This window comes from Actinomycetota bacterium (assembly GCA_041658565.1).
In the GTDB taxonomy this organism is placed as follows: Bacteria; Actinomycetota; AC-67; order AC-67; family AC-67; genus JBAZZY01.
Window position 1 is genome coordinate 24,409 of sequence record JBAZZY010000022.1, and the last position, 21,185, is coordinate 45,593.

19 protein-coding genes are annotated in these 21,185 nt (G+C 66.0%); 7 read left to right on the forward strand and 12 right to left on the reverse strand.

All coding sequences use genetic code 11. The features are described 5' to 3' along the window. Nucleotides 1–43: 43 nt before the first annotated feature. Both WDA27_10875 and tmk read right to left on the reverse strand, forming a co-directional pair. On the reverse strand, nucleotides 44–1,192 hold the full coding sequence (locus tag WDA27_10875; protein MFA5891430.1) for a DNA polymerase III subunit delta': 1,149 nt from the start codon (nucleotides 1,190–1,192) through the stop codon (nucleotides 44–46). Nucleotides 1,193–1,194: 2 nt separating this feature from the next. After that, nucleotides 1,195–3,258: a dTMP kinase gene (tmk, locus tag WDA27_10880; GenBank protein MFA5891431.1), complete on the reverse strand. Its 2,064-nt coding sequence runs from the start codon at nucleotides 3,256–3,258 to the stop codon at nucleotides 1,195–1,197. A gap of 78 nt (nucleotides 3,259–3,336) precedes the next feature. Here tmk and WDA27_10885 point away from each other — a divergent pair, with 78 nt between their 5' ends. Then, nucleotides 3,337–3,930 (forward strand): DedA family protein, encoded by a 594-nt coding sequence (locus tag WDA27_10885; GenBank protein ID MFA5891432.1) that lies wholly within the window; start codon nucleotides 3,337–3,339, stop codon nucleotides 3,928–3,930. Here WDA27_10885 and WDA27_10890 read toward each other — a convergent pair. Next, nucleotides 3,890–5,647 carry a hypothetical protein gene (locus WDA27_10890; protein MFA5891433.1) on the reverse strand — a complete coding sequence of 586 codons (1,758 nt, stop codon included), beginning with the start codon at nucleotides 5,645–5,647 and terminating at the stop codon, nucleotides 3,890–3,892. The two genes, WDA27_10885 and WDA27_10890, sit on opposite strands and share 41 nt — an antisense overlap. A gap of 51 nt (nucleotides 5,648–5,698) precedes the next feature. After that, a complete protein-coding gene (locus WDA27_10895) occupies nucleotides 5,699–6,244 on the reverse strand; it encodes an HD domain-containing protein (protein ID MFA5891434.1) in 546 nt (181 codons plus the stop codon). A 119-nt stretch (nucleotides 6,245–6,363) separates the two neighbouring features. On the opposite strand from WDA27_10895, the gene WDA27_10900 reads away from it, so the two are divergent. Genes WDA27_10900 through WDA27_10910 form a run of 3 tightly spaced genes read left to right on the forward strand, consistent with a single transcriptional unit; the run spans nucleotide 6,364 to nucleotide 9,995 of the window. Next, complete coding sequence (locus WDA27_10900; GenBank protein ID MFA5891435.1) at nucleotides 6,364–8,625, forward strand: APC family permease; 2,262 nt, start codon at nucleotides 6,364–6,366, stop codon at nucleotides 8,623–8,625. Between the two features lie 45 nt (nucleotides 8,626–8,670). Beyond that, nucleotides 8,671–9,324, forward strand: coding sequence for a TrkA family potassium uptake protein (locus WDA27_10905; protein MFA5891436.1), 654 nt, complete (start codon nucleotides 8,671–8,673; stop codon nucleotides 9,322–9,324). After that, on the forward strand, nucleotides 9,324–9,995 hold the full coding sequence (locus WDA27_10910; GenBank protein ID MFA5891437.1) for a TrkA family potassium uptake protein: 672 nt from the start codon (nucleotides 9,324–9,326) through the stop codon (nucleotides 9,993–9,995). The genes WDA27_10905 and WDA27_10910 overlap by 1 nt, the downstream gene beginning before the upstream one ends. A 16-nt stretch (nucleotides 9,996–10,011) precedes the next feature. Here WDA27_10910 and WDA27_10915 read toward each other — a convergent pair whose 3' ends face one another. Together WDA27_10915 and WDA27_10920 are read right to left on the reverse strand one after the other, a co-directional pair. Then, nucleotides 10,012–10,377, reverse strand: coding sequence for an OB-fold nucleic acid binding domain-containing protein (locus WDA27_10915; GenBank protein ID MFA5891438.1), 366 nt, complete (start codon nucleotides 10,375–10,377; stop codon nucleotides 10,012–10,014). Between the two features lie 47 nt (nucleotides 10,378–10,424). Further along, the gene (locus tag WDA27_10920; GenBank protein MFA5891439.1) at nucleotides 10,425–12,704 is read right to left on the reverse strand and encodes a sodium-translocating pyrophosphatase; all 2,280 of its coding nucleotides are present in this window, start codon (nucleotides 12,702–12,704) and stop codon (nucleotides 10,425–10,427) included. Between the two features lie 247 nt (nucleotides 12,705–12,951). Between WDA27_10920 and WDA27_10925 the strand changes: the two genes are divergently transcribed. Beyond that, nucleotides 12,952–13,611, forward strand: coding sequence for a hypothetical protein (locus WDA27_10925; protein MFA5891440.1), 660 nt, complete (start codon nucleotides 12,952–12,954; stop codon nucleotides 13,609–13,611). Between the two features lie 17 nt (nucleotides 13,612–13,628). Next, entirely contained in the window at nucleotides 13,629–14,513 is an 885-nt protein-coding gene (locus WDA27_10930) for an LCP family protein (GenBank protein MFA5891441.1), read from the forward strand. Here the strand turns inward: WDA27_10930 and WDA27_10935 are convergent. Further along, the gene (locus tag WDA27_10935) at nucleotides 14,510–15,841 is read right to left on the reverse strand and encodes a sodium:calcium antiporter (protein MFA5891442.1); all 1,332 of its coding nucleotides are present in this window, start codon (nucleotides 15,839–15,841) and stop codon (nucleotides 14,510–14,512) included. The genes WDA27_10930 and WDA27_10935 overlap by 4 nt on opposite strands. Here WDA27_10935 and WDA27_10940 point away from each other — a divergent pair. Then, nucleotides 15,840–18,116, forward strand: a complete 2,277-nt coding sequence (locus WDA27_10940) for a DEAD/DEAH box helicase (GenBank protein MFA5891443.1) — start codon at nucleotides 15,840–15,842, stop codon at nucleotides 18,114–18,116. The two genes, WDA27_10935 and WDA27_10940, sit on opposite strands and share 2 nt — an antisense overlap. 339 nt (nucleotides 18,117–18,455) lie before the next feature. On the opposite strand, the gene WDA27_10945 is transcribed toward WDA27_10940, so the two are convergent. The 5 genes from WDA27_10945 to WDA27_10965 all read right to left on the reverse strand — a co-directional run bounded on the left by WDA27_10945 (nucleotide 18,456) and on the right by WDA27_10965 (nucleotide 20,877). Beyond that, complete coding sequence (locus tag WDA27_10945; GenBank protein ID MFA5891444.1) at nucleotides 18,456–19,004, reverse strand: GrpB family protein; 549 nt, start codon at nucleotides 19,002–19,004, stop codon at nucleotides 18,456–18,458. 62 nt (nucleotides 19,005–19,066) lie between these two features. After that, a complete protein-coding gene (locus WDA27_10950; protein ID MFA5891445.1) occupies nucleotides 19,067–19,372 on the reverse strand; it encodes a HigA family addiction module antitoxin in 306 nt (101 codons plus the stop codon). Between the two features lie 8 nt (nucleotides 19,373–19,380). Continuing rightward, a complete protein-coding gene (locus WDA27_10955) occupies nucleotides 19,381–19,662 on the reverse strand; it encodes a type II toxin-antitoxin system RelE/ParE family toxin (GenBank protein MFA5891446.1) in 282 nt (93 codons plus the stop codon). Between the two features lie 24 nt (nucleotides 19,663–19,686). After that, entirely contained in the window at nucleotides 19,687–19,962 is a 276-nt protein-coding gene (locus WDA27_10960) for a nucleoside triphosphate pyrophosphohydrolase (protein ID MFA5891447.1), read from the reverse strand. Nucleotides 19,963–20,070: 108 nt separating this feature from the next. Further along, on the reverse strand, nucleotides 20,071–20,877 hold the full coding sequence (locus WDA27_10965) for a polyphenol oxidase family protein (GenBank protein ID MFA5891448.1): 807 nt from the start codon (nucleotides 20,875–20,877) through the stop codon (nucleotides 20,071–20,073). Nucleotides 20,878–21,185 lie beyond the last annotated feature (308 nt).

Below are 21,185 nucleotides of genomic sequence, written 5' to 3' on the forward strand. Positions count from 1 at the left end.
GGCAGGGTACCGAACATCGCAGGAAACAACGACATCGGCCGGTTCAGGCCGGGCGCGCGCGCGGAGTTGAAAGGTCCATGAACAGCGCCTCGACGGCCAGGGTTGCATCCACGTTGCGGGCGAGCGCGCGCCGCGTGGCATCGACGCGGCCGAGCGCCCAGACCAACCACGCCGGATCGGTGACCTTCGAGGCGCGCGCCAGTCGCTCGCCCATCTCGGCGTTAACGAGCACGTCGGTCGAAGCGCCGGTGCCCGAAAGCAGAACGTCCCGATAGAACGAGTGCATGTCGCGCAATGCGGAGTCGTAGGCCTCGGTACGGCGGCGGCGCGCCTCACGCTTGTGGCGGTCCTCGATGCGCTTGCGCGCTGCGCCGCTCCCCCGGCCTTCTCCGAACGCATCCAGCGTGCGCGCGAGTTCCTCTTTGTGCGCCTTGGACAGCGCGGCTGCCGCGGCGTCGGCTTCGGACTTCAACTCGGCCGCCGCGCGCACCGCCTCGGCCGGACCGCCGCGCACCAAGCGTCCGGGGAACTCCAGGTGCCCTCGGCGACGCTCCGGTGCTTCGGGGTCCTTCACGAATCGCAACGCGGTGGACAAGTCACCGCCGGTGCGCGCCGCCCACTCCGCGTCGGACGGGTCGGCGCCGTGATGCTCGACCAGCACCCGACGAATCTCGCGGGGGCCCAGCGGGAAGAAGTCCACACGACGACAGCGCGAGACGATGGTCTCGGGCAGATCCTCAGGCGACGCGGTGACAAGCACGAACACCACGTCGCCCGGCGGCTCCTCCAGAACCTTCAACAGCGCGTTCGCTGCCGCGGGATTCAGCCGGTGCGCGTCTTCGATCAAGAACACCTTGACTCGACCTTCGTACGGCGAGCGAAAGGCGTCCTGACGAACTTCTCGCACTTGTTCGACCAGAATCTGCGCACCGTGCGGAACGATCATGTGTAGATCCGGATGCGTACGGCGCAGAATGCGCGCGCACGCGTCGCACGATCCGCATCCGCCGGCGGCACAGTTGAGCGAAGCGGCGAGTGCGATCGCCGCTAGTTCGCGCCCGACCCCTTGGGGACCGGCAAATAGGTAGGCATGACCGACGCTGTCCGAAGCGATCGACTCGCGGAGTTGGCGAACCGCCGCCTCCTGGCCCACCAGCCGCTCCCACATATCCAATCCGCCGAGCTGCGCCATGCTCACTCCGCACCTAGGAACGGCAGCAATGCGGCACGAATCTGCCCTTGGACCTGCTCGACGGTTCCCGACGCATCCACGACCGAGAACCGGCTCGGGTATTCACGGGCCAGGTGCAGATACGCCTCCCCGACCTTTCGGTGGAATGCCGCGCCTTCGTTCTCCATCCGATCTCCTCCGGCCGATCGGTTCAGACCGACGTCGGAATCCAGGTGCAACAAGATGACCAGATCGGGCAACAGCTCATCGGTCGCCCAGGCGTTCAGGCGCAACACGTCCTCCTCGCCGAGGCCGCGCACCACACCCTGGTATGCAATTGACGAATCGATGTAGCGGTCGCTCACGACAACCGAGTTCGCATCGAGCGCCGGTCGGATGACGGCGGCAACGTGCTGGGCGCGCGCCGCCGCAAACAGCAGCGCCTCGGTCTTGGCGTCCATGCCCTCGGACCCAGGGTCCAGCAAGATGTGCCGCACCTGCTCCGAGATCGCAGTGCCGCCCGGCTCGCGTGTGACCACGACATGGCGTCCGCGTTCGCGGAGCCACTCGGAGAGCAGCGACATCTGTGTTGACTTCCCCGCCCCCTCGACGCCCTCGAACACCACGAACAATCCGGCGCGCGCGCCGCCGGCAACGAGCGCGCGCCCGGTGAATCGCAGCCCGGTGAATCGCAGCCCGGTGAATCGCAGCCCCGTCAATCGCGCGGTCCCCGGACGGCCGGCGGCCTTACGCAGCAGACGAACCGCCTGTATGCCCGAGGCAACAAGGAACAGCCCGCCGGCCCACAGGACAATCCGCGATCCGGCGAGATCAAAGATGTAGTTTTCCGTTCGCACCACATGGTCTCCGATCGCTCCGGCCGCCAGCGGCCAACCCGCGAGACCAACGAACAGCGAAAGCTGGATGCCTGTATACAAGGTCGCGAACGTGCGCCCGCGCAGACGATCGTCGGTTCGCTCCTGAAGCAACGTGAAGATAGTCACCCAGGCGATCCCGGCCCCGAAGCCCGCAAGAAAAGTGATGGGGAGCGCCGGACGAATCGAAGTCATGCTTGCGACTCCGATTGCCGCCAGACCCCCCAAGACCAGCCCCGCAGGAAAGATGCTCTCGCGACGACGCCGTCGAGCGATCGCGCTGGCGCTGATCATCCCACCGACGAGCCCGAACCCGACGGCGACGATCAGAGCCCCCCAGGCCGCCTGCGCGCCGGCCTCGCTCCCGCCGGCGAGTTTGCCCGCGAAGATCGGACCGAGCGAGATGATCGCACTCCCACCGGAGAACGCAACCCAGGCGCTCACCACCAGCGTGCGCACAAAAAGGTCCTTGCGAATGAACCGGAATCCTTCAAACAAGTCGCGGAAGGGGTTCCAGCTGCCGACGGACTGGTAGGCACGCTTGGTTCGCATCAGGTGCGCAGGGAACGTCGCGATCATCGCCGAGGAGAACAGGAACGAGGCGGCATCCACAAAGAAGGCCAGCGACACCGGTTGGGTTCGCAGCACGCTGAAAGCGTCGAAGCGAGCAAGCAGCGACGCCGGGATCGCCAACACCGCCACAAGCGCCCCGCCGAGGGGGAAAGTGGCGTACGTGGTGATGAGCGACAACTGGTTGGCCGTCATCAACTGACTCCGCTCGACCAGGTTGGGCACGGTCGCGTCCTTCGAGGGAGCCCACAGCAGACTGAGGATCTCCATGGCCGCCGACACTGCGTAGACCTGCCACAAGTTGTGCGTGAACGGGATGGTCGCGATGAGCGCCGCGCGACACAGGTCCGCGGTGACCATCAATCGCCGGCGGTCGAACCGGTCGGCCAGCACCCCGGCAAACGGCCCGAAGAAAAGCCCCGGAACCACGCGGAACAGCAGCACACCTCCGACGGCGAACTCCGGCCGGCCGGACATGTTCTTGACGTAAATGGTCAGCGCGAAGACCCCGAGCCAGTCCCCCAGGCTCGAGACCGTGGTGACCGCCCATAGACGTCGGAAATACCGGCGCTGCAGCAGGCCGAGAATCGTCGATGGCCGGTCGCCGAAAGGGCCGCGACCGTGCGCTGATTGGTTTCCCATCGGAGCGCGGCAAGCGTAGCACGCGACCCGAGTGGCCCTCCGACGCCCGGCAGGTACGATGTGCGCCTCGTGGAAGAGATGGTCACACGCCTCGTCGAGCACGGCTACATTGCACTATTCGTGCTGATGTGGATCGACACGATGGGGCTACCCCTGCCGAGCGAGATTCCGTTGCTATTCGCTGGGTTCCTGATCTCGGAGCAGCGGCTCGATATCGCGCCGGCGGCGCTGGTCTCGGCGGCCGGAGCCCTGGGCGGCTCGCTGCTCGCCTACGGCGTGAGTCGTCGCTACGGGCGCGCGGCGATCTTGCGTTGGGGACGCAAGTTCCTGATCACCGAGGAGCACTTGCACCATTCCGAGCGCTGGTTCGAGCAGCGTGGACCGGCGGCCGTCTTTGTGTGCCGCATGATCCCGCTCGCGCGCACCTTGATCTCGATCCCCGCGGGAATCGCCGAGATGAACGTTCCCCGATTCGCCGTTTACACGTTCACGGGCTCGCTACCGTGGGCCTTCGGTTTGATGGGGCTCGGCTGGGCGCTCGGTGCGAATTGGGAACGCGTTCTCGGTCACTTCACGCTCGCATCCGCCGCAGTCGGACTCACGATGCTGGTCGCGACCGCGGTCTGGTACCTCAGACGGCGGAAGTCCGCGTCGGGGCGCGTGCCGAGCTGACACCAACGCCGGCATCCTCGCCGGCCGACCAAGAAAGCCACGCAACCGCCGGGTACAGCGCAAGGATCGCTCCGGTGAAGAACCCGGAGTCCTCCACGAACAACGCCGCAAAAGCAGCCACGGCTCCGCCGGCGACCGCCGCGCGCACCTGCGACGGCGCCGCGTGCGTGCGCGCAGCCCAAACGAACAACGCGACCAACACCACTGCCACCCCCGCGAACCCGGCGAACCCCGCCACGCCGCCGGAGGCAACCTCCCGATAGTCCAGCGCCGCGCGATCGGCGATGAACCTCCAGGCCGCGCGCGCGCCACCGGACCGCACCGTGTTGAGCGCGCGGCCCCCGTGGCTGACGGGCGTGCGCGCGTCGGCGACCAGTGCCAGGCCGAACCCGGCGACCGCAGCGACTCCCGCGACGGCAAGGTGCGGTACGCGAACCTTTCCGGATGAGCGGATCCCAACGGCGACTCCGGCGCCCAGCACAAGTGTGAACACCGCCACGAAGTTGGCCCCCAATTGCGGCGCCCCAACGACGACGGCCCCCGCCAGACCCGCGACGACAAGAACTCGGGCCGACACGCCCAACAAGGCTGCGCCGGCGACGGCGCCGCCGGCGACGAAAGCAGCCAGATGATTGCGCAGGCCGAAGAACCGCCAGGAGTTCAACGGATCGCCCCACAACGACAGGGCAGGCTCGGCGTCGGGGCGCATCGCCGCCACCGCCGCAAGAACCGCGACCACTGCGGCGGTTCCGACAAGCGCGCGTCCGCAGAACCGCCGCGTATTGCGCGCAGGCCACACGCCCCCGGCCGCAAACGTCGCCAGCACGACGACCGCGCGCACCTCCCACCGCGCGCTCGGAACGAACAGCGCTGCGACGTACCCGGCCGGCACGATCGACGCTGCGCGCGCCAGCGCAGCCGCAACCCTGTTGCGGCGACGGCGAAGGGCGAAGAAGGCGATAACGCACCCCAGCACCCCGGCAACGGCAGTCGCCCACGCCAGACCCGGACCGTACGACGCGTCCCGGAGCATCCGGAAGGACAAAGCGTCGATGCGCGCTGCAGCATCTGCGGTGGCGGCGACCTTCAGCGGCACGCCGATCACTCCGCGCGCGCCGCGGATTCCCAGCGACGCAAGAACACTCGCGGCGAGATCGTAAGGAGTGGCCACCCCCGCGCGCGCGGCGATCCCGCCCGACAGCACCCCGGGGATTCCGATCACACCCACCGTTAACGGCGTCCGGGGTGCGACGCCGACGACGAATACCGAGGTGCGCGCGGCCGCTAGGCCGCGCGCAGACGCCGCCGAAGCTACCGAGGCGACCGTCAGTCGTCCTATCTCCGACGGACACGGTGTGCCCGGGCGCACAAAGGTTGCGACCAACGCGGCCCCCGGCGAGCCCGGCTCACTAAGGGTCTCGACCCGCACGCACCGGTCCCGTAGAACGTCGCCCACACGGCCCGGGTATCCGCCGAGGGCCCTGCCGCTGGTGCGCCACGGCGCGCCTGCGGCAATCTCGGCCAGGAAGTCCTCTCCCGAGCGAGAAGCGGGGAATACCCCCAGTCCCAGCGCCGCACCCTCAAGAAACGCGCGGGCTTGCGCAGCCGGCATCGCGACCAAAAGCACGTCCGGTTCTGCGGCAGCGCGCGCCGGGACGGACCCCAACGGCAACACGACGAACGCGGTCGCGGCGACGATGACCACTTTCCAACGCACGCGGGCACTGTACGGGTTCAGGCGCGCGCCGGCACGGCGCCCCGGACTTCGCTACGCCAGGCCGATCTCCGGCGCGACCAGTTGCAGCCCCTCGATCCCCAGGGCGATGAACTCATCCAACTCGAGTCCCAGGGCGGCGCATTCGTGGATCTCGGCCCGGTCGACACCCGGCGCAAACGACTTCTCCTTGAGCTTCTTCTTGACGCTGGAGACCTTCATCCCGACGGCCTTCTCGGGCCGGGGCAGCGCGGCGGCAACCAGAAGTCCCGCCAAAGCGTCGGCAGCCACGATCGCGCGCGCGACCAGATCGGTCCGGAATTCAGGATGAGCGTGGGCAAGCACCGCGTTCACGACGGTCTCGTCAACCTGTTCCTCGCGCAACCACTCCGCGGCAAGGCGAGCGTGGCGCTCGGGGTCACCGGCGGTGTGGTCCTGGTCCAGATCGTGGAAAAGCCCCACCAGAGCCCATGTGTGCTCATCGCCGTCGAAACGCACCGCCAAGCGGCGCATCACCCCCTCGACCGACACCAGGTGGCGCAGGGTAATGTCCTTGTCCACCAAACGACGAACCAGCGCGACGGCCTCGTCCCGCGACATCGACCCCATGATTCCTCCCTCCCGCCGGGATTGGAGCGATGATAGCGGCTTGCCGATTCGCGGAGAGCCACCGCACAGAGGAAGATGGACGCCACCGTGACCAAGGAACACACCCACTGATGGGGGCTTTCAAGCGGGTCTTGCTCGGCCGCCCCCTCGCCAGCGAAGACGCCGAACACCAACTGCTGCCCAAGATCCTGGCGCTGCCGGTTTTCGCCTCCGACGCATTGTCCTCAGTCGCCTACGCGACGGAGGAGATCATCATCGTCCTGGTCACGGCGAGCGTGACGGCTATTCACCTGTCACTTCCGCTTGCCGCCGCGGTTGCGATCCTGATGATGATCGTTATCGCCTCCTACCGCCAGACCGTCCACGCCTACCCCGGCGGAGGCGGCGCCTACATCGTCACGCACGAAAACGTGGGGGAAATCCCGGGACTGATCGCGGCCGGCGCGTTGCTGACCGACTACGTGCTAACGGTCGCCGTGAGCATCGCGGCCGGCGCGTTCGCCGTCGCGTCGCTCGTTCCGTCGCTGCTCGGACACCTGGTTCCGGTGGCGTTGGTGTTTGTCGCCTTCATCACCATGTTGAATCTGCGAGGAACGAAGGAGTCCGGCTCGCTTTTCGCGATCCCGACGTACGCCTTCGTCGTCGCCATACTCACGATGATCGCCGTGGGACTCGGCCGTTGCACATTCGGGACGTGCCCAACCGCCACCACCCCTTCAGCAATACCCGAAGGGATGGCCCCGCTCACGATCCTCCTTGTGCTCCGAGCGTTCTCATCGGGGGCGACGGCCCTCACCGGAGTCGAGGCAATTGCCGACGGCGTTCCGGCGTTCCGCGGCAGGCGGCCTTCCGAGCAGGCCCGCAACGCCGCCACCACCCTCGGCGTGCTCGGAGTAATCGCGATCACGATGTTCCTCGGGATCACGATCTTGGCCAACCGGATGCACGCGCGCCCGTCAGAGGCGAAGTCAATCGTGGCGCAGATCGCCGACGCGGCGTTCAACGGCGGGTTCGGCTTTGCATTCGTGCAGATCGCAACCGCTCTGATCCTGATCCTGGCAGCAAACACCGCGTTTCAGGACTTCCCCAGACTGTCGTCGATCTTGGCGCGTGACCGCTTCATGCCCAGGCAGTTCATCAACCGAGGCGACCGCTTGGTCTTCTCCAACGGCATCTTGGTATTGGCCGGGGCGGCAGCGGTGCTCATCATCATCTACGAGGCCCAGGTAACGAGGCTGATTCAGTTGTACGTCGTCGGGGTCTTCACGAGTTTCACGCTGTCCCAGTACGGGATGCTGCGTAGATGGCGACGCGTGCGGGGCGAGCACTGGCAGCGCCGAGCGGTCATGAGCGGCATCGGGTCGGCGGTCACCGGAGTAGTGCTCGTCGTCGTAGCCGTCAGCAAGTTCACCCACGGCGCGTACTTGGTCATCATGGCGGTGCCGGTCATCGTGATGGCGTTCAAGATGGTTAACCGGCACTACATCTCGGTCAGCCGCCAACTACGCCTTCCGCAGGATCGTCCCACGCGCGCCGCAGGCACGCGGGTAGTCGTCCTGGTCTCGCACGTTGACGAAGCGACGCGGCGCGCGGTCGGCTACGCGCGCGCACTGCGTCCGATGGAAGTCCGCGCGGTACACGTGGGCAACGAGGAGACGGGTGACCGGATCCGCCGCGAGTGGATCGAGCAGGGACTCACCGTGCCGCTCGACGTCATCCCGAACGGCTCGCGCGACGTGGCGGGACCCCTCCGGGCCTATATCCGAGGGCTGCACGCAGCCGAGAACGAGTACGTCACCATCGTGCTGCCGGAGCGGTACACCGGTAAGCGATTCGGTCACTACCTCCAGCGTCGCCACACCCTGCTGCTGCGCGCCGCCCTGCAGTGGGAGCGCGGCGTGGTCGTCACCGACTTCCCCGTTCACACACAGGCCGGCAGCGAGAGCGGACGCGGCGCGATTCAGCCGACGCGTACCGTGGCTATCGTGCTGGTGTCGGCTGTGCACAACGCCTCACTGCGCGCGCTCGAGTACGCGCGCGCGCTGCGACCGAGCGACCTGCGCGTGGTGAGCTTCAACGTCGAGCCGACCGAAACCCAACGCATCCTCACCGACTGGTCCCGGCTTGTTGACGACGTTCCCATTGAAGCCGTGGATTCCCCCTACCGAGAAGTGGTCCGGCCGCTCCTGCGCTACATCCGCCAAATCCACGCCTTTAACCCGGACGCCGTGGTCTCGATCATCATCCCCGAGTTCGTGGTGTCGAAGTGGTGGCACCAATTCCTGCACAACCAGAGCGCCCTGGCGATCAAGGCCGCGCTGCTATTCGAGCCGGGAGTCTCGGTGAGCAGCGTCCCGTTCCACCTCGAGTAGCCGCCGCCGACTTGCGCGCGCCGCCGACCGCGCTAGGGTACGAAAATGCATGTTGTCATCGCAGGATGCGGACGCGTCGGCAGTCAGTTGACGGTCAACCTGGTCCGCCACGGGCATACGATCTCCATCATCGACAAACGGGCGCGCGCCTTCGAGCGGCTGCCTCCCGGATTCGAGGGCCAAACCCTGGTTGGGATGGCGTTCGACCGAGAGACCCTGGAAGAAGCGGGCATCAAGGACGCGGGCGCCTTTATTGCCGTGACCAACGGCGATAACTCCAACATCGTCTCCGCGCGGGTCGCGAAGGAGGCCTACAACATCGAACGAGTGGTCGCGCGCATCTACGACCCTCGTCGCGCCGAGATCTACCGGCGGCTCGGGATCAAGACGGTCGCCACGGTGCGCTGGGCTTCGTCGGAAATCTACGACTTGCTGTTCCACGGGATCGAGCACGCGGAGTTGGCGATCGGCAACGGTGAGATCGTGCTGCTGCGCATCGAGATCGGTGCCCCGCTCGCGGGACAACGCGTCGAGACCATGACCGAACCCGGCAAGTCCATGGTCGTTGCGATCGACCGGATGGGGACTCCGACAATCCCCATGGGCGGCGCCACCTTCCAGGAAGGCGACACTGCACACATCATGGTCGTTCGCGACTACATCGAGACGCTGCGCGCGCAGTTGGAGGGACACCACTGATGAGAGTCATCGTCGCCGGGGCGGGGAACGTGGGGACCTACCTCGCGGCCGACCTCAGTAGCCGCCGCCACCAAGTTGTCATCATCGAACAGCAGGGTGAGGTGGCGGCAAAGGCCAAGGCCGCGATCCCGGGTGCATCCTTCATCCACGGTGACGCCTGTGAACTTTGGGTTCTAGAGCGTGCCGAGTTGGCGCGCGCGGACGTCATGGTCGCAGCCACGGGCGACGACGAGGACAACCTGGTCATCTCGCTGCTGGCGAAGCAGGAGTTCGCGGTCCCGCGCGTGATCGCGCGCGTCAATCACCCCAAGAACCAGTGGATGTTCGACGAGTCCTGGGGTGTCGACGTATCCATGAGTCCGCCACACATTCTGGCTTCGCTCATAGAGGAAGCGGTCGCTGCCGGCGACCTCGTCAAGCTGTTCCGCCTGGAGCACGGTCGAGTCTCACTCGTTGAGATGACGCTGCCGGCCGACTCGCCGATCGTCGGCGCCCACGTGTTCGACCTGCGCCTGCCGCACGACTGCGCACTCGTCGCGATCATCCGCGACGGACACGTTGTGATTCCCGAGCCCGAGGTGGTCCTCACGGCGGGCGATGAAGTGCTTGCGATCACAACCACCGGTGCGGAAGACGCCTTCCGCACGGGGATGTCCTGCCTGCCGGGGTAGCCCCGGCCGCCGGAAGTTAGCGCCGCAGGTCTTGAGTGAACTCGAACGTCGGGTTCATTACCTGCAGGCGTCCCGGCTCTCCGCCGAAACGCCCTTCCAGGATCAGCCTGCATCCCAGGGCCAACCCCGGGATGGTTCGGCGACCGAGCCAGACGGCCGTCACCGAACCACTGCCGTCCGTGATAACCGCCTCGATGGCTGGCATGCCTTCACGGGATCGCATCCGAATCCCCTCGACAACACCGGCGATGCGCGCGACCGACCGCGACGAGACGCCGGCCACAAGAGTAGTGCCGGGCACCTGCTCGGCCCACTCCCGTATCGCTTCGGCGCGTCGGTCGGCCTCATCCCGCCCGAGGCGCTTGAAAAGCTTCTTGAACATCGTCCCGACTCACCTCACCCGTCGCGCGCCGGAGACCGCAGCGGGCCTCAGTGCGTCCCCGCCGGCTCCTTCGCCACGTCGGTCACGATGAGGTCCTCTTCGCGTTCCTTCTTGGACAGGCCGATCGCCACCCCGAGAATCGTCACGCCGACCACAACCACTGTCACGCGTAGGCCGACGTTGTCCGCGTAGCGCACCACGAGCGGCACCATGAGCAGCGACACCAGGTTCATGACCTTGATCAGCGGGTTCAGCGCCGGACCGGCAGTGTCCTTGAAGGGGTCGCCGACCGTGTCACCGATGACCGTTGCTTTGTGGGACTCCGATCCTTTGCCGCCGTAGTGGCCTTCCTCGACCAACTTCTTGGCGTTGTCCCATGCCCCACCGGCGTTCGACAACATGACCGCGAGCAACTGGCCGGTCAGGATCGAGCCGGCGAGGTAAGCGCCGAGCGCCTCGGCCTTGAGACCGAAGCCGACCACGATGGGAGTAATGACGGCGAGCAGGCCCGGCGTCGTCAGTTCGCGCAGCGAGCGCTTGGTGCAGATGTCCACAACGGCCGCGTAGTCGGGCTTGACCGTGCCTTCCATGATGCCGGGGATCCGGAACTGCTTGCGGACCTCGGTCACGACCAGGCCGGCAGCACGCCCAACTGCGCGGATCGCGAGCGCGGAGAACAGGAAGGCAACACCCCCGCCGATCAGCAAGCCGACCAGAACGTCGGGCTTGTCGATGCGGATGCTGAATCCCTGGGCCGCACCTCCGAGCTTCTGAAGCTCGCCGATAACCGCCTCACGGAAAGACCCGAACAGCGACGTCGCGGCGATAACCGCCGTGGCGATGGCCATACCCTTCGTGATCGCCTTCGTCGTGTTTCCAACCGCGTCCAACCCGGCCATGATCTCGTCGGCGCGCTCGCCCAAACCGCCCGCCATCTCGGCAATGCCGTGAGCGTTGTCGGAAACCGGTCCGTAGGTGTCCATCGAAACGATGACGCCGACGGTGGTGAGCATCCCCATTCCCGCCAAGGAGATGAAGTAAAGCTGCTCGTCGATCGTGTTGCCGAGCAGGAACGCTCCGATGATCGAGCCTGCGACGGCAAGCATGGCCCACACCGTGGACTCCAGCCCGACCGAGAAGCCGGAAAGGATCGTGGTAGCCGGACCGGTCGTGGAAGAACGAGCGATTTCTTGCACCGGACGACGAGTCGTGTCGGTGTAGTGCTGGGTCAGAATCTGAATCACTGCGGACAGCACGAGGCCGATCACAACGGCCCAGAACACCCGCAGATCCCCGACGTACACCTTGGCAACAACGAAAACCATGATCGCCGACAAGGCCGACGACACGAAGAACCCTCTGTTGATGGCCTTCATTCCGTGCTCGGTCTCGCTTCGAGGAGACACCGAGAAGATGCCGACGATCGAAGTGATGACCCCAACCGCGCGGACGAACAGCGGGAACATAACGCCCACGATGGCCGGCACCGCACTGTTGTCGGCGAACGCCGCCGCACCCAGGATGATCGCGGCGACAAGGGTGATCTCGTAGGACTCGAACAGGTCGGCGGCCATACCTGCGCAGTCGCCGACGTTGTCACCGACGTTGTCGGCGATCGTCGCAGCGTTGCGCGGGTCGTCTTCGGGGATGTTCTGCTCAACCTTGCCCACCAGGTCGGCACCGACGTCGGCGGCCTTGGTGAAGATTCCGCCGCCGACTCGCATGAACATCGCGAGCAGCGCGCCACCGAACCCAAAGCCGACCAGCACGCCCGGGGCGTCCTGCTTGAAGATCTGAAGAATCGTTACCGCGCCCAACAGACCGAGGCCGACCGTGAACATCCCGGCTACACCGCCGGTGCGGAACGCGATGGTGAGCGCGCGCTTCAGGCCCGACTCGCGCGCCGCGTTGGCCACGCGCACGTTTCCGCGCACCGCCAGCGACATCCCGACGAACCCGGTGATGGCGCTAAATCCGGCGCCGAGCACGAAGGCCAGCGACCGGCCGAACCGAATCACGAAGTCGCTGTGCGAGGCGTTGGCGTGCACCGGAAGGGCGAAGAACAGCACGACGCCGATCAACGCCACGAAGACCCCGACCGTCTTGAACTGACGGCGCAGGTACGCGGCGCTTCCCTCCTGGATCGCCTTGGCGATCTCGATCATCTTGGGCGTACCCTCGGGCGCCGCGAGAACCTGGCGTACGAGGAAGTAGGCGACAACGAGCGCCAAAAGCGCGATCGCCGAGATCACCCAGAGCGCGTTGTTCTCCAGCGGGCGGAATACCGCATCAATGCGCCCGCCTTCGGCCGCGAGAAAGCCGATCATCGGACCTCCTGTGGTCACGGATATGTGTCAGATCAACAGAACGTCACAACGAGACCACCGGGGGCCGGGAGTCGAGGCAAAGCCCGACAGCAGCGTGAGGGGTCTCGTCGCGCCCCGCGATGCTATCTTGCGCCCTCGTGCGCTGCAAAAGACCCTCCGAGAGTTCTCTCTCCACGGGCCGAGTCGCCTATCAACGGGCGCAACCTCGTTGCATGGCCACCGGGACCTCGGTACGCTCGCCGTCGCCATGCGCCAACCCACGTTCTCTCGCGGCCGTCGCCACCGCCGGCAGCAGCGGCTTCTGCGAACAGGCATCGCCATCGTTCTTCTAATTGCGGTGGCCTCCCTGGTCGGCAACCTGTTGGGCGGTGACGAACCGCCGCCGGAGCCGACCCCCAACGTCGCGTTCACGGGATCTGCCCGAGGCCAGTCGGACGGGACGGCGCCTGCCACAGCGGCCACGCGAGCGGAAGCCACCGAGATCAACGCAGTGCTCAACGACTGGTATCAGCGCGCCTTTGTCGACCCGTCGCTCTACGGCGACGGAACGTTCCCTGAGGTGCGGGCGCGCTTTGCCGAGGCGTCTCAGGCGTCGTTCACCAAAGAAATCGACTCGCTGACGATCGGGGATGCACGCGAAGAGGTCGAGTTCGTCCGCCCTGAGAAATCCACCGCGAACCTAACCATCTTCTTCGCCAAGGGGAAAGAGGCGCGTTTCGCGGTGGCCACGGTGACCTTCCAGGCGCGCGCCCGCATGAAGGACGACGATGCACTCCCGCTGCGAATCGTGCAGCGCGCCACCTACCACCTCGAGAAGGTCTCCGGGAGCTGGGTCGTGACCTGGTTCGACGCCCGGGAAACCCAGGATTCAATCCAGCCACCCCCGAGCCCGAGCGCATCCTCATGAACCCACGACGACGCTTAATGCTCCTGCCCGCGATCGCCGCGGCTTCCGCCCTGGTGTGGACATCCTTCGGAGCGATCAACGTCGCTTCGGGCAAGGAGCGCGCAGTGATCATCGCGCGCGCCCACTCCGGCGCCCTGGCGCCTTCGGCCACCAAGACCATCTACCTGCTGGCGCTTGGCGGAGACGCACGGAAAGGAAACCCCACCAAGACGCGGATGGACGCGATCCAGATCGTGGCGCTCGACCCCATCGCCAAGAAGGCCAGCATCGTCGGGATCCCACGTGACGCCTGGGTGGAAGCCCCCGGGCGCGGATTCAGCAAGATCACCTCGGTTGGAGTCGCCGGACCCGAAGTCATGGTCCGCACGGTTGAAAAGCTGTCGGGCTGCAAGTTCGACTACTACACGCTGACGTCTTTCGAGAACTTCCGCATCCTGGTGGACCAGTTCGGTGGAATCGGGTTCACGGTGAAGGAGCGGATCTACGAAAAGGGTGGCTCAAACATCGACCTTCAGGCCGGGCGCCAGACCCTCGACGGCAAACAGGCGCTGGCCTGGTCGCGCAACCGCCACAACCGCCCCCGCGGGGACTTCGACCGTTCCTTCGCCCAGGGCGAGTTGATGATCGCCGCCCTTGAGGAAGCGCGCGCCGACTACGCCAAGGACGCGGGAACCGCACTGCGCAACCTGGGCGTGCTTCGACGCAACCTGACCTTGAACATCCCCCTTGACGAAGCGCTGCACCTCGGCCTGATAGCGATGCAAGTAAAGCCGTCCGACGTTTCTCACATCGTCGTGGACGGGGCGAGCGCAACCGAGAACGGCGCGAGCATCGTGCGCATTTCACCGACGGGCATGAACCAGTTGCGCGATGTCTGCGCAGACGGACAGCTCGGCAACTAGTCGGCGCGCGCGCCGGCACCCGGCCGGCTCATGCTGTGCTTAACCGCCTGGGTCAAGCCTCGGCGTGCCTCCGGGTTCTTGGCCAAGAGCACCACGAAACCCAGCATGTACGCGCCGGCGAATCCGTAACGGATCGTGGTGTTCTGGAAGGCGAACTGGGCAAGGAAGGGGAGCAACAGCCCCAGCGCCTCTGCCTTTGAGATCCGCAGATTCGCCAGAACCGCCACAGCGAACAGCGACTGCGCCATGGTCAGCAAGACCTCTTCCACCTGGCGTGTGTCCAGGCGCAACGGAGCCGTAGCGGACTTCGCGGCGATCGCGTAGACCAGCGGCAGCGTGCCGACCAACAGCGTCCACTGGTTGACCTTCGATGACACCAGCGCCCCCAAACCCAGTTCGGGTTTTGCCCGCAGGACGAACAAGATCGCGATGATCATCTCCGGGGCCTCGGACGCAAGCGGCGCCAACCACTGGACCAACAAGAACGTGTCCAGACCGAACTGCTCCCCGGTGTGCACCAGGCCTTCAGCGAACGGTTCGGCGCTCGACAGGATCACGGCAGCCGCGAACAAGAACATCCCCACGGTAACCAAGCGCCTCAGCCCGGGAGACAGTGCGGCGATCGCAAGAGGAGGTCCGATCAAGTCCGGCTCTTCGACGTCTTCCTTGATCGTGTGCCACAGGTAGAGAATGAACAGCGTTCCGAGGACGACCAGGTCGATCAAGCTCACTTGGCGGCGCAGCACGATGGTGCCCGCCCACGCGGTCGCCACGAACAGAAACCCGAGGTCGGTGCGGCGCGACCCCGGCAGAACGACTTCCCTCCGGCCGCTACGCTTCCACCAAATCAGCACGACGGCCGCCCACCCGAGGCCGATCAACAAGCGGTTTGCGCCGGTCATGTTCGCGATCGACAAAGAACGACAGTGCTCAATGCCGCAACTTACGGCCTGACCGATGTCCTGGCGTCCGGCCTTCCAAGCAAAGATCAGGTCGACGGCGTACTCGGGCAGCACTGCGATGAAGGCCAGCAGAGCGATCGCCAGACCTTGAGACACGTCCAACTGCAACACCTCGGCGCCCCACGAAAGAAGGAACGCGGCACCGAGGATGGCCACGCCGAACAGAATCGTCTCCCACGGACCGGGGGGGTGGGCGGAGCCCAAAAGCCCCGCGCGCACCGCCAGGGCCGGGAGAGTGATCCCGACGGCGGCGGCGATATACCCCCACTGCTTCTTTACGTGAACCAATTCGTCGCGCACGAGGTGCAACAATATCGCGGCCGCGGGCACCGCGTAGTCGGGGGTGCGCGCTACGCTCCGCTTCATGGACCCCGAGCGGATGCTGGCCTCCTTGGCTGTCGGAGACCACAAGGACTGCGTGGTCCACGTCGAGCACCTCCCGGTGCGCGCGGCGTCGGTCGTCGCCGACGTCGACCTCGTGCCCGACCTCACGGCGCGTCTGCGGCGCGCGGGGATCGAGGGGTTGTGGTCGCACCAGGCGCGCGCACTGCAAGTGGCGCGTGCGCGCCGCCACGTCGCCGTAGCCACCGGCACCGCCAGCGGAAAGTCGCTCGTCTACCAACTCGCCACCTTCGAGAGGTTCCTTGCCGACCCGCGCGCGACGGCGATCTACGTGTTCCCGACCAAGGCACTCGCGCAGGACCAGTTGCGCCAGATCCGCGAGTTCGCGCTCCCGCAAGTGCGCGCGGCCGTCTACGACGGAGACACGCCGACGGCCGAGCGGGCCTGGGTCCGGCGCAACGCCAACCTGCTCATCACCAACCCCGACATGCTCCACGCGGGAATCCTGCCCTCGCACGAGAAGTGGCGAGTGTTCATGAAGAACCTCGCGGTGATCGTGTTGGACGAGATGCATGTGCTGCGCGGCGTGTTCGGATCGCACGTGGCCGACGTCGTGCGCCGCCTGCGCCGCGTCGCGACCTACTGCGGCGCCGATCCTGTCTTCGTCTGCGCCAGCGCGACCATCGGCAATCCTGCGGAACTCGGCGAACGGCTTACCGGCCTGCCGTTCGAAGCAGTCACCGAGGACGGATCGCCGCAGGGCGAGAAGCTCTTCGCGCTGTGGAACCCGCCGGCGATGCCCGAACTCCCGGGAGTCCCTGCAGGCGCGCGCTACAGCGCCAACTCGCAGGCGGCCGGATTGCTCGCCGGCCTGGCGCGCGCCGACGTACGAACGATCGCTTTCGCGCGCTCACGCAAGGGCGCCGAGTTGATCGCCACCAATGCGCGCGACTTACTCGCCGACGACCGAGGCGACGCCGCCGGACGAATCGCCGCGTACCGCGCGGGATACCTTCCCGAGGAGCGGCGCGCGCTGGAACGCGATCTGGTGAGCGGGCAGTTGCTTGGGGTCGCGGCGACCAGCGCGCTCGAACTCGGCATCGACATCGGAGGGCTGGACGCCTGCGTCCTCGCCGGCTACCCCGGAACGGTTGCGACCACTTGGCAACAAGCCGGGCGCGCGGGGCGCCGCCAAGGGCGCTCGCTCGCCGTGTTGATCGCCAACGACGATCCGCTGGACCAATACGTCATCAGTCATCCCGACGAGATCTTCGGGCGCGCGCACGAAGCTGCCGTAATCGACCACGCCAACCCCAACATCCTCGATGCGCACCTGGGTTGTGCGGCCTTCGAAGTTCCGCTGACCGCCGCAGACGAAGCATTCTTCGGTCCGGGAACCGCCGATGCGCTCTTGCGTCTAGAGCAGTCGGGCGCACTGCGTAAGCGCGGCGACAAGTTCTTCTGGGCAGGCCGGCGATCACCGGCGCAGGACGTGGACATTCGCTCCGCCGGACGCACCGTGTCCATCGTCGAGGATGGAACCGGCCGCTTGCTCGGAACCGCCGACGAGGCGCGCGCACCACACGCGTTGCACGCCGGCGCAATCTATCTGCATCAGGGCGAGCAGTTCGAAGTGCACGCGCTCGATCTCGACAACCTGGTCGCACTCGTCGCGCCGACCAACGCGACTCACTACACCCAGGCTCGCGACATCACCGACATCCGAGTTCTCTCGGTCGAAGACTCCAAGCCGGCCGGGGCCGCCGAACTCTTCTTCGGCACCGTCGAAGTTTCAAACCAAGTTGTCGGCTACGTGCGCAAACGCTTGTACACCAACGAAGTGATCGACGAGACGCCGCTGGACATGCCGGTGCAGTCGCTGGAAACCAAGGCCGTTTGGTACACCGTTGCGGAGTCCGTGCTGCGGCGCGCGTCGGTCGTGCCGTCGGCGGTATCGGGAGCAGTGCACGCCGCCGAACATGCAGCGATCGGAATCATGCCGCTGTTCGCCATGTGCGACCGCTGGGACATCGGCGGCGTCTCGACCGCCGGCCATCAAGACACCGGCGCATGCACGGTGTTCATCTACGACGGCTATCCGGGCGGTGCCGGCTTCGCCGCGCGCAGCTTCGAAGCCGGAACCGAGCACATGCGCGCGACGCTGGAGACCATCACCGGCTGCCGCTGCGAGACGGGATGCCCATCGTGCGTGCAGTCCCCCAAGTGCGGCAACGGCAATGAACCTTTGGACAAAGCAGCGGCCGCGCGCCTGCTCGCCGCCATCCTCGACGGCAACTAACCAACCCTTGCCGGGGTGTGTGCTTCCGAGTACTCGCGCGTAGCGCAAATGGTTTGCGCCAGGCGCGAGTACCCAGACACCCACCCCCGGTGCGTCCGCGCCCGGGGGCATCAGGCGATTGACATCCTTCTGTGCGACCCCCGACGAGTCGGCATGACTTGGGCGCCGACCCGCGATGCGCAGCGGCGACGGGTCCAGCGACCAGTATCTCGCCCCCTCGCGCGCCGGCGAGTGTCCGTCGCGCGCCCGGGTTACCCAGCAACATGCACGACTTCTGGCTCGCGGTCTGCGAGGAGGTGACGACAAGATCCACGCGCCAGAAGACGGGCAGGCGGCCTGTCAAAGCCTCTCATGGATGTGCTTGTTGGTCTCACGAACGGAGTCCAAATCATCGTCACCAAGCCCAGCCATGCGGAGGGTGTCGAGGATGAACGCCGTCTTGGCTTCCGTATAGGCGCGAACGTCGCCGGGTATCTCTCGAACGAGTCGCTTCTTGAGTTCGCCGTACTTCAGGGCTTGGCTTGGGTGTTCCCTCAAGTAGTCCCGGAAGGCGATGGGATGGATCAGTGCCGGGCTGTCGGGCTCGCAAGCGAAGAGGTGATGAGAGGCCAAGCCGGCCGGGTGCCTATATGCGGAGCGGCCTTGACCGCTGAGGCCCTCGTAGATGTACCCAAGCTTGACGATTCGCTCGTCGATCTGGATGAGCGTGCTTTCGGGCGACAGTACGATGATTATGTCGATTATGGGCTTGGCGGCGAGACCTGGCACTGACGTGCTCCCGACGTGCTCGATGGAAACCGCGAGGTCTTTAACCGCCGGCCAGAGTCGATCCCGTAGATGCTGGAACGTCTCCGCCCAAGCGCCGTCGTAGTCGATTACCTCAAGCATCGATCTAACGATTCTGCGTTTCAGCCGCGCGGGCGACAGCGAGCGTCGGCTCAAAACGCGCGTTATCCGGCCTTCTCATAAGGCTGCACCTCTCGGATCAGCCTATCCGCGAGCCGGTCGGATTCGATATCGAGGTCGTAGTCCATCTGGAGTCCCAGCCAGAAGTCGGGCGAGACGCCGAAGAACCGTGCGAGTCGCAGCGCAGTGTCCGCGGTGACACGCCGTGTGCCGTGGACGATCTCGTTGATCCGGCGCGGCGGCACTCCAAGGGCGCGAGCGAGGGCATTCTGACTCAGGCCCATCGCCGTAAGGAACTCCTCTTGGAGTACCTCGCCGGGATGAACCGGGACCATCTTCTTCGCGGCCATCGCTCCCCCTAGTGGTAGTCGACGATCTCCACGTCGTACGCATCTCCGGCCCGCCACGTGAAGCAGATCCGAGACTGATCGTTCACGCGGATGCTGTGCTGTCCCTTGCGGTCACCGCGCAGGGCCTCCAGCCGATTCCCCGGTGGGACCCGGAGATCCGGCAACGACCTGGCACGGTGGAGCATCCTCAACTTCCGCAATGCGACCCGTTGCAGATTGGGCGGCACCGACCGCACGCGCTCACGGTTGAAGAGCCGCTCGGTGTCGCGGTTTCCGAAACTCCGAACCACGCGGGCAGACTATAACGCATAACGTTATCCGTCAAGACCGGTACAGGCATGTGTCTCGACCAGGAAGATCCGCTGCTCGAACCCGCCGCGCTCAAGGCACTTGCGCGCGCGGATGTCCTCAAGGGCGTCGGCCGGTTCCTCTACCGCCCCGGTTTCGCAGAACTCGTCAACCTCCTCACGCAACTTCCGGGCCAGCTCGAGTCCGAACTCCTCCTCGTCAAGGGTTCGGGTCACCGGACGTTCACCATCTCGCGAGATCAAGTCAGGAATCAGGTCGCGCACCAACTTCTCGAATCTCAAGTCAGGACCTTTCAAGCGACTCTGTGGCCGGGATAACGACGTCCTGCGGCTGAACCGCGCGAGCCGAAGGCGAGCGTCGGTTCAGCCGTGAGTCGTCCGGTGTCCACATCATGGAACCCGCGCGATCAACGCCTGCCTGCCCGTCCGCCGATCGTCACGGCGACCTGAAAAGAAGAGGTTCGAGTTGCAGGCGGTGCATAGGCCAGCCACGTACACGTCAAGGGCTCCCGCCTCGATTGCTGCCAGCCTGCTCGCCTCCCACAGGTCGATATGGTCCCCGCCGCGGACCACCCCATCGCCGAAGCGCCTCCGGAATGAGGCGACAACCTCGGGCGTGTGACTGAAGCAGCATGGCCCGATGCCGGGTCCAATGAACACCTGCTCCGCAGAGATGGCCAACGCTGCGGCCTGCACGACGCCCGCCAGAGTCCCGCGCCAACCGGCATGAGCCACAGCAACTCGTCCCGCCCTCACGCACAGGATCGAAGCGCAATCACCATTGGAGACTGCGATCGTGCGCGATGGATCCTTCGTCCACAGCCCGTCGGCCTCAGGGTTGTCTCGATTCACGCCGTCGGGCGGCTTGCGCTCGGCCGGATGAGCAGCCTCCCGCACCTCAACGCCATGGACCTGGAGGACGCGCGTCCAGTGCGGGCTCCCATCGATGAACGCGGAACAGATGCGACGGTTCTCAGTAACCCGGTCGGGCCAATCCGGCGTTTCCCCGTACCCTTGAGCGTACGACACGTTGAGCGTGTCCCACGGCGCGGTGCAGAAGCCGCCTGCCCGCGTCGAAAAGACCGCCCGGGCGTGCGTCGTCTGGGGCACAAGAGCAACTGCAGAGCCGCGTCGCTCCCATGCAAAGCCCTCCGCCGGAGACGGGAGATCCACCGGCACCGGCGTCGGAGTGTTCATCTATCGCCCATCCGGCCAACGATCTGGCGCGTCAGCAGCGCCGTGGTGCGCCGAAGGCGCGTCCGGCGTCCGTTGCACGCGCGCGTTGAGCGGCGGCCCGTTGACTCTCCTCGTCACGACTTGCCCCGAACAAGCTGACTCAGTGCCCATTCAGCGTACAAGCCAGGCAAAGCTTGAAGCCCTCGGGACTGCCCCAGGTTCGGTTGACTCCTGATGTGTGAGGATTAGGTCCTCACCGGAAGGAAAGGTCACCATGCCCAAAGCGTTCCCCGAGGAGTTCCGTCGCGACGTCATCGCCGTGGCTCGCC

Bases quoted from the DNA above. Each gene is read 5' to 3' on its own strand.
- WDA27_10875 (MFA5891430.1), bottom strand. From the start codon at position 1,192: ATGGCGCAGCTCGGCGGATTGGATATGTGGGAGCGGCTGGTGGGCCAG.
- tmk (MFA5891431.1), bottom strand. From the start codon at position 3,258: ATGGGAAACCAATCAGCGCACGGTCGCGGCCCTTTCGGCGACCGGCCA.
- WDA27_10885 (MFA5891432.1), top strand. From the start codon at position 3,337: ATGGTCACACGCCTCGTCGAGCACGGCTACATTGCACTATTCGTGCTG.
- WDA27_10895 (MFA5891434.1), bottom strand. From the start codon at position 6,244: ATGTCGCGGGACGAGGCCGTCGCGCTGGTTCGTCGTTTGGTGGACAAG.
- WDA27_10900 (MFA5891435.1), top strand. From the start codon at position 6,364: ATGGGGGCTTTCAAGCGGGTCTTGCTCGGCCGCCCCCTCGCCAGCGAA.
- WDA27_10905 (MFA5891436.1), top strand. From the start codon at position 8,671: ATGCATGTTGTCATCGCAGGATGCGGACGCGTCGGCAGTCAGTTGACG.
- WDA27_10910 (MFA5891437.1), top strand. From the start codon at position 9,324: ATGAGAGTCATCGTCGCCGGGGCGGGGAACGTGGGGACCTACCTCGCG.
- WDA27_10915 (MFA5891438.1), bottom strand. From the start codon at position 10,377: ATGTTCAAGAAGCTTTTCAAGCGCCTCGGGCGGGATGAGGCCGACCGA.
- WDA27_10920 (MFA5891439.1), bottom strand. From the start codon at position 12,704: ATGATCGGCTTTCTCGCGGCCGAAGGCGGGCGCATTGATGCGGTATTC.
- WDA27_10925 (MFA5891440.1), top strand. From the start codon at position 12,952: ATGCGCCAACCCACGTTCTCTCGCGGCCGTCGCCACCGCCGGCAGCAG.
- WDA27_10930 (MFA5891441.1), top strand. From the start codon at position 13,629: ATGCTCCTGCCCGCGATCGCCGCGGCTTCCGCCCTGGTGTGGACATCC.
- WDA27_10940 (MFA5891443.1), top strand. From the start codon at position 15,840: ATGGACCCCGAGCGGATGCTGGCCTCCTTGGCTGTCGGAGACCACAAG.
- WDA27_10935 (MFA5891442.1), bottom strand. From the start codon at position 15,841: ATGAAGCGGAGCGTAGCGCGCACCCCCGACTACGCGGTGCCCGCGGCC.
- WDA27_10945 (MFA5891444.1), bottom strand. From the start codon at position 19,004: ATGCTTGAGGTAATCGACTACGACGGCGCTTGGGCGGAGACGTTCCAG.
- WDA27_10950 (MFA5891445.1), bottom strand. From the start codon at position 19,372: ATGGCCGCGAAGAAGATGGTCCCGGTTCATCCCGGCGAGGTACTCCAA.
- WDA27_10965 (MFA5891448.1), bottom strand. From the start codon at position 20,877: ATGAACACTCCGACGCCGGTGCCGGTGGATCTCCCGTCTCCGGCGGAG.